The sequence below is a fragment of the Mycobacterium sp. RTGN6 genome (genome assembly GCF_033804605.1).
Classification (GTDB): domain Bacteria; phylum Actinomycetota; class Actinomycetes; order Mycobacteriales; family Mycobacteriaceae; genus Mycobacterium.
In genome coordinates this window covers 95835-108325 of sequence record NZ_JAPZKZ010000003.1, presented here as the reverse complement: position 1 = coordinate 108325, position 12491 = coordinate 95835, and the positions used below count along the sequence as shown (strand labels likewise).

12 protein-coding genes are annotated in these 12491 nt (G+C 65.7%); 5 read left to right on the top strand and 7 right to left on the bottom strand.

Features of this window, described 5'->3' with window-relative positions; genetic code table 11:
• The first annotated feature begins 20 nt into the window (after positions 1–20).
• The gene (locus SLQ33_RS08510; protein ID WP_319453389.1) at positions 21–917 is read left to right on the top strand and encodes an SDR family NAD(P)-dependent oxidoreductase; all 897 of its coding nucleotides are present in this window, start codon (positions 21–23) and stop codon (positions 915–917) included.
• 34 nt (positions 918–951) lie between these two features.
• Positions 952–1449, top strand: a complete 498-nt coding sequence (locus SLQ33_RS08505; protein WP_319453388.1) for a cupin domain-containing protein — start codon at positions 952–954, stop codon at positions 1447–1449.
• Between the two features lies 1 nt (position 1450).
• Here SLQ33_RS08505 and SLQ33_RS08500 read toward each other — a convergent pair whose 3' ends face one another.
• Positions 1451–2245 (bottom strand): polysaccharide deacetylase family protein, encoded by a 795-nt coding sequence (locus SLQ33_RS08500; RefSeq protein ID WP_319453387.1) that lies wholly within the window; start codon positions 2243–2245, stop codon positions 1451–1453.
• A 164-nt stretch (positions 2246–2409) separates the two neighbouring features.
• Here SLQ33_RS08500 and SLQ33_RS08495 point away from each other — a divergent pair, with 164 nt between their 5' ends.
• The gene (locus tag SLQ33_RS08495) at positions 2410–4101 is read left to right on the top strand and encodes a DEAD/DEAH box helicase (RefSeq protein WP_319453386.1); all 1692 of its coding nucleotides are present in this window, start codon (positions 2410–2412) and stop codon (positions 4099–4101) included.
• Here SLQ33_RS08495 and SLQ33_RS08490 read toward each other — a convergent pair.
• Positions 4098–4580 (bottom strand): polyketide cyclase, encoded by a 483-nt coding sequence (locus SLQ33_RS08490; RefSeq protein WP_319453385.1) that lies wholly within the window; start codon positions 4578–4580, stop codon positions 4098–4100. The two genes, SLQ33_RS08495 and SLQ33_RS08490, sit on opposite strands and share 4 nt — an antisense overlap.
• Before the next feature lie 87 nt (positions 4581–4667).
• Here SLQ33_RS08490 and SLQ33_RS08485 point away from each other — a divergent pair, with 87 nt between their 5' ends.
• Complete coding sequence (locus tag SLQ33_RS08485) at positions 4668–5120, top strand: GNAT family N-acetyltransferase (protein WP_319453384.1); 453 nt, start codon at positions 4668–4670, stop codon at positions 5118–5120.
• A gap of 14 nt (positions 5121–5134) precedes the next feature.
• On the opposite strand, the gene SLQ33_RS08480 is transcribed toward SLQ33_RS08485, so the two are convergent.
• The 5 genes from SLQ33_RS08480 to SLQ33_RS08460 all read right to left on the bottom strand — a co-directional run bounded on the left by SLQ33_RS08480 (position 5135) and on the right by SLQ33_RS08460 (position 11151).
• The gene (locus SLQ33_RS08480; protein WP_319453383.1) at positions 5135–6364 is read right to left on the bottom strand and encodes a cytochrome P450; all 1230 of its coding nucleotides are present in this window, start codon (positions 6362–6364) and stop codon (positions 5135–5137) included.
• Complete coding sequence (locus SLQ33_RS08475; RefSeq protein WP_319453382.1) at positions 6361–7578, bottom strand: CoA transferase; 1218 nt, start codon at positions 7576–7578, stop codon at positions 6361–6363. The genes SLQ33_RS08480 and SLQ33_RS08475 overlap by 4 nt, the downstream gene beginning before the upstream one ends.
• Entirely contained in the window at positions 7575–8411 is an 837-nt protein-coding gene (locus SLQ33_RS08470) for an SDR family NAD(P)-dependent oxidoreductase (RefSeq protein WP_319453381.1), read from the bottom strand. Before SLQ33_RS08470 ends, SLQ33_RS08475 begins: the two co-directional genes overlap by 4 nt.
• A gap of 278 nt (positions 8412–8689) precedes the next feature.
• Positions 8690–9547, bottom strand: a complete 858-nt coding sequence (locus SLQ33_RS08465) for a mycofactocin-coupled SDR family oxidoreductase (RefSeq protein ID WP_319453380.1) — start codon at positions 9545–9547, stop codon at positions 8690–8692.
• 56 nt (positions 9548–9603) lie between these two features.
• Complete coding sequence (locus SLQ33_RS08460; RefSeq protein WP_319453379.1) at positions 9604–11151, bottom strand: aldehyde dehydrogenase family protein; 1548 nt, start codon at positions 11149–11151, stop codon at positions 9604–9606.
• Positions 11152–11655: 504 nt separating this feature from the next.
• Here SLQ33_RS08460 and SLQ33_RS08455 point away from each other — a divergent pair.
• Complete coding sequence (locus SLQ33_RS08455) at positions 11656–12423, top strand: crotonase/enoyl-CoA hydratase family protein (protein WP_319453378.1); 768 nt, start codon at positions 11656–11658, stop codon at positions 12421–12423.
• The last annotated feature ends 68 nt before the right edge of the window (positions 12424–12491 follow it).

The window sequence follows — 12491 nt, the reverse complement described above, 5'->3', positions numbered from 1 at the left end:
CATCGTACTAAGGAGCTTCCATGACTCGCTGGACCGTCGCCAACATTCCCGACCAGACCGGCCGCACCGCCGTCATCACCGGCGCGAACACCGGGCTCGGCTACGAAACCGCGGACGCACTGGCCGCGCGCGGAGCCCGCGTCGTCCTCGCGGTGCGCAACCTGGACAAGGGCAAGGCCGCGGCAGATCTGATCACCAGGGCCCACCCGGGCGCCGAGGTCTCGGTCCAGGAACTCGACCTCACCTCGCTCGCCTCGGTCGCCGAAGCCGCCGACGCACTCCGCGCGGCTTTGGACGGCATCGATCTGCTCATCAACAACGCGGGCGTCATGATGACGCCGAAGTCGACCACGAAGGACGGCTTCGAATTGCAGTTCGGCACCAACCATCTCGGCCACTTCGCGCTCACCGGCAGGCTCTTGGACCGGCTGCTGTCCACACCCGACTCACGCGTGGTGACCGTCAGCAGCAACGGGCACAAGTTCGGGCGCATCCGCTTCGACGACCTGCAGTCCGAACGCCGCTACAGCCGGGCCGGCGCGTACGGGCAGGCCAAGCTGGCCAACCTCCTGTTCACCTACGAGTTGCAGCGGCGACTGACCGACACGAGCACCAGCGCGCTGGCCGCCCATCCCGGAAGCTCGCGTTCCGAGCTGGGACGCAACGTGCCCGGGTTCGTGCAGATCGCGTTCAGCCCGCTACAGGTTCAGGGTGCCGACATGGGCGCGCTGCCGACGCTGCGCGCCGCAACCGACCCCATGGCGGTCGGCGGCCAGTACTACGGCCCGAGCGGGTTCCTGGAGTTGGGCGGCTACCCGGAGGTCGTCGCGTCGAACAAGCGGTCCCACGACGTCGACGTCCAACGCAGGCTGTGGACGGTGTCGGAGGAACTCACCGGAGTCACCTTCCCCGTCTAGTTCAGCGCCGGCGCGCGTCGTATCGTCGAACCCGATGTCGCTGATCGTGCCGCCCTATCCCCCGCCGCGCTTCACCAAAGACGAGCCGGAGGTCAGTGCCACCCTGCGTCGCGGCGACGCACCGGCGGACTACGACTCCTTCGGCCTGGTGAAGTACCACTACCTGGCCACCCAGCAGAAGACCGACGGCGACTACGGGCTCTACCGCGTCGACATCGCACCCAAGGGCGGCGGGCCAGGCCCGCACTTCCACCGCGCGATGTCGGAGGCCTTCTTCGTACTGTCGGGAACCATGGAGCTCTACGACGGCACCGACTGGGTCGAGAGCGGCCAGGGCGACTTCCTCTACGTCCCGCCGGGCGGCATCCACGGCTTCCGCAACGTCGCCGACGACCCCGCCTCGGTCCTGATGCTGTTCGCGCCAGGCGCACCGCGCGAGCACTACTTCGAGGGCCTCGCCCAGCTGCACGAGCTCACCGACGAGGAACGTGCGGCGTGGTTCGTCGCCAACGACAACCACTTCGTCGACTGAGCTACTGAACCGACTGGCCGGCCACGGGAACGAACTGCCACCCGGCCGACAGCATCGCGGGGATCGCGGCACCGACCCCGGCCGCGGTGCCCGACTCGGGGTGGTTCATGTGCGCCAGCACGATCGAGCCCGCCGCCGCCCGACTGATCGCCGCTCCGACCGCCTCGGCAGGCGACGTCGCCCCGTTGTCGGCGTTCACCGAGAAGCCGACGGGCATCAGGCCGAGGTCGTGAACGATCTGCACCGCGACGTCGTCGTAGTGCGCCGTGCCGGTGCGGAAGAAGGCCGGCGGCTTGCCGGTCAGTGCGGTGAGTCGGGTCTGTTCGGTCCAGACTTCGTCGACGACCTCGTTCGCCGACTTCGTTCCGGCGATGCCGTAGGCGGACCGTCCGGTCACCGATAGCGGAACGTGCCGCGTCCCGTGGTTGCCGATGTCGAACAACGGATTCGCGGCGAGTTGCTCGGTCCGGCCGCGGTTCGCGTCGATCCACTTCGAGCATACGAACAGCAGCGCCGGGACGGCGTTGCGCTCCAGGACGTTCAACAATGCGTCGTCGCACGCCCGGTCGCATGCGTCGAAGGTCAGCGCGAGCTGGCGGCCCGTGGTGGCGAACGTCGTCGCGATCCCGGGCAGCGCCATGCCCCATTGGGTGGGCTGCCGGTTGGCGTAGCGCGCTGCGACGTCACCGGGGTCGGCAGCCGTCGGAGCGGCGGCGGCGACCGGGATACGGACTCCGCTACCCAACGCGGCAGCGGTCCCGGCCAGCGCCGCCAGGAAGATTCTCCTGTTGGGCATGCGCGCAGGTTAGGGGCCGAGCCTGGCCGCAGCTTGTCAAGCCGGTGGCAAACCTCTGGACGGGACCGCAGCCGACACGCGCGACATGCGCGACACGCGGCGCCATGATGCACACGTGAATCCCCTTGCCCTAGACTGCCCTTCGACCAGATAGGAGTCGTCGGGTGCGGGCTTACGCAGCGCCCAGCACCCAGGCGTTGCGGGGCTGGCAACGTCGGGCTTTGGTGCGGTATCTGACGGCGGCGCCACGCGACTTTCTCGCGGTGGCAACCCCAGGAGCAGGCAAGACGGCATTCGCGCTGCGGATCGCCGGGGAGCTGCTCGCCGAGGGCGTGGTCGAGCGGATCACCGTCGTCGTGCCCACCGAGCACCTCAAGGTCCAGTGGGCGCAGGCTGCCGCGACCGTCGGCATGTCGCTCGATCCCAAGTTCAGCAATTCGTCGGCGCAGAACTCCGACGAGTACCACGGCGTCGTCGTCACCTATGCCCAGGTGGCCAGCCACCCCGGCCGACACCGCGTGCGCACCGAGAACCGCAAGACGCTGGTGGTGTTCGACGAGATCCATCACGGCGGGGACGCCAAGAGTTGGGGCGACGCGATCCGGGAGGCGTTCGGCGACGCGACCCGTCGACTCGCGTTGACCGGCACACCGTTCCGCAGCGACGACAGCCCCATCCCCTTCGTCACCTACGAACGCGGACCCGACGGGCTAGAGCGCTCACAGGCCGACCACACCTACGGCTACGCCGACGCGCTCGCCGACGGCGTCGTGCGACCGGTCGTGTTCCTCGCCTACTCCGGTGAGTCGCGATGGCGGGACAGCGCGGGCGAGGAACACGCCGCGCGCTTGGGTGAGCCGCTGACCGCCGAACACACCGCGCGCGCCTGGCGTACCGCATTGAACCCCGCCGGCGAGTGGATGCCCGCGGTGATCGCGGCGGCCGACACCCGGCTGGAGCAGAAGCGGCAGCACGTGCCCGACGCGGGCGGCATGATCATCGCCTCCGACCAGACGGCGGCCAGGGCCTACGCCAAGCTCTTGACGGAGCTCACGGGTGAGCCGCCGACTCTGGTGCTCTCGGACGACAAGGGTTCTTCGGACCGCATCACGAAGTTCTCCGAGGGCACCAGTCGGTGGCTGGTCGCGGTGCGCATGGTGTCCGAAGGCGTCGACGTGCCGCGCCTGACAGTGGGCGTGTATGCCACCAGCGCGTCGACCCCACTGTTCTTCGCCCAGGCGATCGGCCGATTCGTGCGGTCGCGCAGGCCCGGTGAGACGGCCAGCATCTTCCTGCCCTCGGTACCGAACCTCCTGCTGCTGGCCAGCGAGCTCGAAGCGCAGCGCAACCACGTCCTCGGCAAGCCGCACCGCGAGTCGCAGGGCGATGAGTTCGAGGAATACGAAGAGAAGCAGAAGTCCGAGCCGAGCGAGCTGGACAACGGCTTCGAGATGCTGGGCGCCGACGCCGAACTCGACCAGGTGATCTTCGACGGCTCGTCGTTCGGCACCGCGACCCCGGCAGGCAGCGACGAGGAGGCCGACTATCTCGGCATCCCGGGCCTGTTGGATGCCACGCAGATGCGAGATCTGTTGCGGCGCAGGCAGGAAGAGCAACTGGACAAGCGGACCGCCGCGGGCGGCACCCTGCCGGTGGTCTCGACCACCCATGGTCAGTTGCGCGAGCTACGCCGCGAGCTCAACGCGCTGGTGATGCTGGCCCATCACCGAACGGGCAAGCCGCACGGGTGGATTCACAACGAGTTGCGCAGGATCTGCGGCGGCCCGGTGCTCGCGGCCGCGAACTCCGAACAGATCACCGCGCGCATCGAAGCGGTCCGCTCGCTGCGCGGTTAGCGGCCCTCGGCGAGTTCGGCGAGGTGGCCCAGCGAGTTCTCCAGGTGAGTGACCGGGAATGGCGGGAACTGAATCTCGTCACGCACTTCCTGCGACGTCGCCGACCAGTCGTAGGTGAGCGTCACCTCGGTCTGGGCCTCGCTGACCGGCGCGAGGTCGTAGCGCCAGATCCAGCCGCCAGCCGTGAGCCAACCGTTGGGTCCGTCCTGGCCGGGCTCCCACGCAATGGCATGCGGCGGGTCGAAGACGACCACCTTGTTGGCGACTTCGTAGAAGTTTTCGGGCTCGTTGGGGTTGAGGAAATACATCCCCATGCGAAACACCTGGTCGGATTCCTCGATCGGCTTGCCGTCGAGCGATTCCCGCACCCAGCCGGTGCCGTCGATCGCCGCGTGCGTCGCCGGGTCGGCGAGTACGCCGAATACCGTGTCAGCGGGTGCGTCAATGATGGTTGTCACGATCATCGTGTCTGTGGTCATGTGTGTATGGACCATGCGGCGTACCGAAAGTAATCGCACTGCCGAATTCGGTTGCCGTTCCCCGCCCGACGGCATCAGGCTCTAGGTATGGACCACATCTCCTTGCGCCCCGCGACCGCGCACGACGTCGAGTTCTTGTTCACGCTGCATGAAGCATCGTTGGGTCCGTATGTGAGCAAGATCTGGGGTTGGGACGACGGAGTCCAACGTGCCTATCTGACAAGGAATCTGGTGATGGAACAGGTGCGCGTCATAGTGGTGGACGGCGTCGACGTCGGCAGGCTCGACGTCGAAGAACGCGACGACGAGCTCTTCCTCGGGCTGATCGAACTGCAACCCGACCACCAGAGCCGCGGCATCGGGGGTCGGCTAATCCGCGACCTCCTCGACCAGGCCCGCGCCGACGGCAAGCACGTAGCTCTCAGTGTGCTCGACGTCAATCGACGGGCATATCGGTTGTACCGACGGCTCGGGTTCGAAGAGGTGTCGCGGGACGGAGTCGCCCCGGAGGTGCGGATCAGGATGGTGGCGGAGTCATAGGCCCAGGAGCGACGTCAGCGGTCGGCGCGCACCGGCACGTTCGACCAACCGCACACGTTGGACATCTCGACCCGGCGTAGACCCGAGCGGTCGACCTGATACTCGGGGATGAGGTCGAGCAGGATTTCCAGGGCGATCCGACTCTCCAACCGCGCAAGCGCCGCGCCGAGACAGCTGTGGATTCCGTAACCGAAAGCCAGGTTGAGGCCGAACTTTCGGTCACGGTCGATGTCGAACCGATCTGGATCGGGAAAAATGCGCTCGTCGCGATTGGCCGAGCCGTTGATCAGCATCACCGCTGAGCCTGCGGGGATGGTGGTGTCGTGCAACGTCACCTCCCGCATGCTGTATCGCACGTTGTACTGGGAAGGTCCCTCGTACCGAAGTAGTTCTTCAATGGCTGCCGGAATCTTGCTGCGGTCGGCTCGTAGCTTCTGCCACTCGCCCGGATTGTCCGCGAAGATCACCGCCGCGTTGCCGATCAGCTTGGTGACCGTCTCGGCACCGGCGCCGCCGAGCAGCGTTGTGAATGATGCGATTTCGGCGTCATCGAGCTTCACTACCTGACCGTCGCGCTCGATCTCTACCTCGATCAAACGGCTGATCATGTCGTCCTGCGGATGCTCTCGGCGCTGCTGGATGAGTTGGTAGTAGAACATTCCCGTCGCGGTCGACGCTTCCATCCCTTCGGGGGTGGTATGGATCGAACCGCGCTTGCGCTCGAGGATCTTGTCGTTCCATAGCCGGATCTGCTGGCGGTGCTCTGCTGGCACCCCCAGCATCGTCGTGATGATCTCGACCGGAAACAGCGCCGAGAAGTCGGCCACGACATCGAATGACGAAGGATCCAAGGTAGCGGCGACATCCTGAATCGTTTGGCGGATCATCGATTCCATCGACGCCATCGCCCGAGGAGTGAAGACCTTGTTCACCAACTTGCGCATCAAATCGTGCTCGGGCGGGTCCAGCATGATGATCGCTTTCGACCGCTGTATGGACCGCTCCGGATCTTTGATCATGTCCATCGTGGCGCCCATGGCCGACGAGTACGTCGCAAAGTCCTTCAACGCCGGCGCGACGTCGTCGTAGCGGGACAACGCCCAGAAGTCATATTTGGTGTTGTGATAGACCGGCGCTTCGTCGCGCAGCCGGCGGTAGGTGCCGTACGGGCTGTCGAAGAAATCATCGGAGAAGGGGTCGAATTCCAGTGGGCCACCTTCAATCACGCCGCGTGGTGTGGTCATCCAATCGCTCCCGTCTCCTTATAGCGCTCGATCACGTCCCAGTCCATCCCGGCGTCAAGCAACACCTCCTCGGTGTGCTGACCGTGCTCTGGCGCGCCGGTGGGAACTACGTGGAATTCGTTGAACTGCACCGGATTCACGGGCAGCTCGTAGGACACCCCACCCATGGTGGCGGCCGTTGCAATGTAGCCGTTGGCGACAATAGCCGGGTCGGTGCGGAGTTCGCCGGGGGTTTGCAGGATGCCCCATGCTCCCGAAAGCGGGCCGAGGACATCGCGCCACTCAGCGAGTGTTCGCGCGGCGAACTCCTCGTCAAGGATGGCGATGAGCGCAACTCGATTGTCGAACCTGGGCCCGGCTTCAGCGAAGCGGTCGTCATCGATGAGGTCGGGGCGCCCGATGATGTTCATGAACTCGGGAAAGAACCGATCGCCCTGCAGCATCATCAATGTGACGTAGCGGTCGTCCTTCGTGCGGTAGTTGCCGACCAGCGGATTGGGCGCGTCGACATGCTCGAACTGGGGCGCCGCCGCGCCACCGTGAAGCTGGCTGATGGACACATCCGGACCGATGGTCCAGGCGGCCAGCCCCAGCAGAGAGACATCGACGACCGACCCCTCGCCGGTCGCTTTACGTTTGTACAGTGCCGCGGCGATCCCACCCGCTATCGTCATTCCTCCGCGAAACCCGCCGACGGCGGGGGGGGGCCGACCCGGTCCGGCCCCTTCGGGAGTGATCGCGTCGGCGATCCCGCCCCTCGACCAGAACGAAACGCCGTCATAGCCCGGCTGATCGGCGTCAGGGCCCTGCGGGCCGTGACCGGATCCCCGCACGTAGACGATGTTGGGATTCACCGCGAGGATGTCGTCCACGTCGATGCCGAAGCGCTTGCGGCGGCTCGGCAGGTAGCTGGTGAGGAACACGTCGCAGGTCTTGGCGAGGTCGAGGATGACCTGGCGCCCACCTTCTGTGGTCAGATCGACCGCAATGGACTTCTTCCCGCGGTTGGGCAGTTCGATCATGTAGTTGACCGCGCCGCCGGGATCCACCAGGCCCATGGTGACCAGGCCCCGCTGGGGATCGCCACCGACGCGGGGCTCGACCTTGATGACCTCTGCGCCCCACTCGGCGAGCACCGCGCCCGCCGCGGGCACGAACGTCCACGCCGCGACCTCGAGTACCCGTACCCCGCTCATCACTCGATCGACAGTCATCCTTGGGCCGCCGCCTTGCGTGGTATCGACGGAACGACTTCGACGAGCTTCATGTGCACGTTCTCGGGCAGCTCGACGACTGACGCGATTACCTGCGCCACGTCCTCGGGCTGCAGCGCTTCGGTATTTCGGACGCCGCTCTGTCCATGCCAACCGGACATCATCAACTGCATCTCTTCGGCACTCCAGTTAGTCCCCTGTTCAGTGCGAGTGGGCCCCGGCCGCACAACCGATGACCGCACTCCGGTGCCCTCCAATTCGGCCTGCAGCACGTCAATCCAGGCTTCAAGAGCATGCTTGGACGCCGAGTACGCGCTCATCCACCGCCTCGGGACTCCCCCAACCACTTGCGAACTCACAAAGACGAGGTCACCGCGCCCGGCTTCGATCATCGCCGGCAGCGCGTGGGACACCAGGTGCTGGGGTCCCATGAAATTGACCGCGAGAGACTCTCGGAGCCGCGCCTGGTCTGTGTTGGTCGACGGGTCAGGAAAAGAGTTACCTGCATTGGACACCAACACATCGACTGGGCCGAGGTCGTCTTGGACGCGCGACACGAACCGACTTATTGATGACTCATCTGCCAAATCCAGCGCGATTGCAACGGCAGATGCGCCTCGGACCCGCAGCTTCGCCGCTACCTCCTCGCACACCTCGGTGCGACGGGCGCCGAGCACGACGCGGTGGCCGGACAGCGCCAGCTGCTCGGCGGTCGCAAGCCCGATCCCCGACGAGGCGCCCGTGACAACCACGACACGCCCACCGTCATCACCGCCAGCCCTGGCCACCTGACCGTCGATCACGACGTCCACCTCGGCTGGCAGTGCCCGCACACTCGCGGATCTCCCTGGGCCGACCGTGAGGTACCGCGGCGGACCGCCGAAACGGCGATCCGGCGAACTGACCGGGCAACGGATGCCCCTTGGGTAACTGGCGTTGGCACTATACGAGAATGCCAGTTCCGCACTAGTAATGCAAAGCTCATCTCAGGCCTGTCTGTTGGATACGTCACTTCCCGCCGCTCGCCCCACGATGCGGAGATCCGCGCCGCCCCGTCGCTAACACCGCCCTACGGTGCAACTTTCGACCGATGGGGACGTACTCGCGGTGATTACGTCCCCGACCAGGGCACCTTCTTGAGATAGCCTCCGGCGTCAATCTTGATTTGCTGGCCGGTGAGGTAGCGGGACGCATCCGAGGCCAAGAACAGCACCAGCTCGCTGACATCCTCTGGCTCGACATAGGGAATCGACATCGCGTTCATCACGGGAAACGCCAGCTCGGCGTCGGCACGGGTGGGATCGGTCAGGTCGGGCCGAAACGCCCGGTACATCGGCGGACTCTGCAGCATGTCGGTGTTCACATTGGTGGGGTGCAGGGCATTGACCCGAATCCCGTTCGGCGCCAATGTCAGTGCCAGGTCATTGACGTAGTGGGCGATGACCTGCTTCGAGAACTGATAGCCCGCACCGCCCGAGGGACCGCCGCCATCGCTGCGCATCATCGACAGATAGGCAGCGAGGGATCCGGTCGCGATAACCGATGAGCCCGACTGAAGATGCTTGAGGCTGACGTGAATCAGATTCATGACGCCGATCAAGTCGACATCGACCGCATCGACCCAGGCCTGTGCCTCTGGAGAACTCAACGGAGCGATGCCTGCGTTGGCGACCACCACGTCGAGATGTCCGAGCTCGTCGACTGCCCGGTCGATGGCCTCCGACAGCGCCACGCGGTCGCGCACGTCGGCGATCGCCGTGATGGCGGTGCGGCCCTCCTTTTCCACCAGACGGGCGGTCTCGTCGAGATCCTCCGGACGGGCCAACGGATATTCGTTGGTGGCGATGTCTGCGCATATGTCGATAGCGATGATGTCTGCGCCCTCGGCGGCGAGCATGCGAGCATGCGAGCGCCCTTGTCCGCGTGCCGCTCCGCTGACCACTGCCACCTTGCCGGCCATTCTGCCCATGTCCGCTCCTTGTTCGTCGTGTCTCGATACTGACCGCGCGTTGTTCGAGGCGGTGATCACCCGTATCCGATGACCTTGGTCTCCAGGTGTTGCTCGAAACCTTCGATGCCGTTCTGGCGGCCGACGCCGCTGGTCTTGTATCCCCCGTAGGGCGCGTCGGCTCCGTAGAACAGGCCATTGTTGACGTTCACCGACCCGGTGCGCATCCGCTTGGCGAAGGCCAGCGCGCGTTCTGGCGAGTGTGAGTACACCGACCCCGACAGTCCGTAGTCGCTGTCATTGGCGATGGCCAGCGCCTCCTCGTCGTCGTCGTAGGGCAACACGACAAGGACCGGGCCGAAGACCTCGCGCCGAGCGATTTCGAAGGAGTTGTCGATACCGACGACGAGTGTGGGAGACACGTAGGTTCCGCCTGCGAGTGCGGCATCGAGGTCCCGCGGGGCGGTGCCACCGACGGCGATCTCCGCTCCGCCGGCGCGGGCGCGATCGATGAATCCCAGGATCCGGGCTTGCTGGGTGGCGTTGATCACCGGGCCCAATACCGTGTCGGGTCGTGCTGGGTCACCCGCACTGATGTGGTTGAACATGGCCGCTGCCTTGTCGACGTACTCGTCGTACATGCGGCGCGGCACCAGCGCCCTGGTGTTGATCCCGCAGCCTTGACCGGCGTGCATGCACACCTGTGCGGCCCTGGGGACGACGGTGTCGAGATCGGCGTCGTCGAGGACGACCATCGCCGACTTGCCGCCGAGTTCGAGGAAGACCCGTTTGTAGGTTTGAGCGCCCTTTTCTCCGATCAACCGCCCCACCTCCGGAGACCCGGTGAACGAGATCATGTCCACGCGCGGGTCGGTGACGAGCCGCTGGGCGACCGCGTTGTCCGGAGTGGGCACGACGTTGACGACACCTGGTGGGATGTCGGTGTGCGCGGCGATCAGCCGCCCGATCCTCGTGGAACTCCATGGCGTGTTGGAATCGGGCTTCACGATCACCGTGTTGCCCGTGGCCAACGCCTGGCCAAGTTTGTTCAGCACGATCTCGAATGGGAAGTTCCACGGCGCGATCGCCGCGACCACACCGATGGGCTCCTTGTAGACGCGCCGCCGATTGTGACCACCCATGGTGGTGCCGGGACCGAGGTCGCGCTCCCAGCCGAAGCGGTCGATCAACTCGGCGGGGCCAGTCAGCGCGTCCGACAGCGGCCAATCCAGTTGAGCCATCGTCGTCGTCATCAGCGGTGCACCGCCCTCGGCGATGATCTCGTCGCGTAGCTTTTCCCGCTCGCGCTCCAGCGCAAACTGGAGCTGCCGGAGGCATCGCTGGCGCAACGATCGGTCCGTCGACCACGTGGTGGTGTCAAAGGCCTTACGCGCAGCCGCGATCGCTGCGTCCATGTCATCGGCGGACGCAGCGGAGGTCCACCCGAGGACCTGACCAGTGGCCGGGCTGACGTTGTCGAATCGAGCTCCTGACCCCGATTCGCATAGCCACCCGTTGATCAGCATCCGCGTTTCCGCGCCCTCGGCAGCCCGGCGGTTGAGCGCCGCACTCGACGGTGGCGGGGACGTGCTCGCGGGCTGGCCGGCGGACGATGCCACGGTCATGTCGGTTCGCCTGCCGAACGGGGCGCCGGAGGTCCCACCTCGACCGATGCACGTGGTCGGGCCACTCGGGTACACCGAACGTTGAGCACCTTGCCATCTCCTTCTCGAAGTTGAGCCCGCGGAGAGTGCGGACGCAAAGTACGTCTGCTCGACCGGGCCGACCGGGACTCGATGCTGACCACCACGGCACATGGGAGTTGACGTTGTCCCCAACCGCTTTTCACCGCTGCGTTCGGGGTCGCGCTAGTGGTCTTACAGGCGATCGTCTGCGTCACGTCGATCGACGTTTGATGGGCGCATCGACCTCGAACCGCATGAACGGCACCTGCCTCCGCGGCATGGCCACGCCCGATTCGGGGACGGAGAGCATCGGCACATCCTATGCGAAAGTCTGCTCTCTGAAAAGAGAGTGTTTATTTCCACAAACCGGCACCGTACCTTTACGCTTGTGCAGATTGAAATCGTGGCGGCGGCGACCAAGGCTGTCGAGGAGCTTGGGACGATATGAGCGATGACCCGGAAGTCCTTGTAGCGCAGCATGATCGAATACTGCTGATCACCATCAACCGGCCGCATGCAAAGAACGCCGTCAACGCAGCGGTCAGCCAGGGCCTGGCCGATGCGATGGACCGACTGGACGACGATGCAGGTTTGTCAGTAGCGGTGCTGACTGGAGCGGGGGGAACGTTCAGCTCCGGCATGGACCTCAAGGCGTTCGCCCGCGGCGAGAATGTCGTGGTCCGAGGTCGCGGCATGGGCTTCACCGAACGGCCGCCGGTGAAGCCGGTGATCGCCGCCGTCGAGGGCTACGCGCTCGCCGGCGGCGCGGAGATGGTGCTGGCCACCGACCTGATCGTGGCAGCCACCGACGCCGTGTTCGGCATTCCGGAAGTCAAGCGCGGACTCATCGCCGGCGGTGGTGGATTGCTGCGGCTGCCACAACGCATCCCGTATGCGATCGCCATGGAGCTGGCGTTGACTGGCGGCAATCTTGCTGCAACCAGGGCCTACGACCTGGGTCTGGTCAACGCTGTGGTCGAGCCGGGCACCACCGTGGAGGCCGCGCTGGCGCTGGCGGCACAGATCACCGCCAACAGCCCGCTCGCGGTTGCCGCCTCCAAACAGATCATCTCCGAATCCCGCGGGTGGCATCCCGATGCGATGTTTCGCGAGCAGTGGAGGATCTTCAAGCCCGTGTTGACGTCGAACGACGCCAAGGAGGGGGCGATTGCGTTCTCCGAGAAACGCCCGCCGCGCTGGACGGGCAGCTGAGGTGACCGCCGCCGCGCAGGGCGTACGTCCTGCGCGCATTGCGGAACGCTGATTCTCGATTAGTGTGA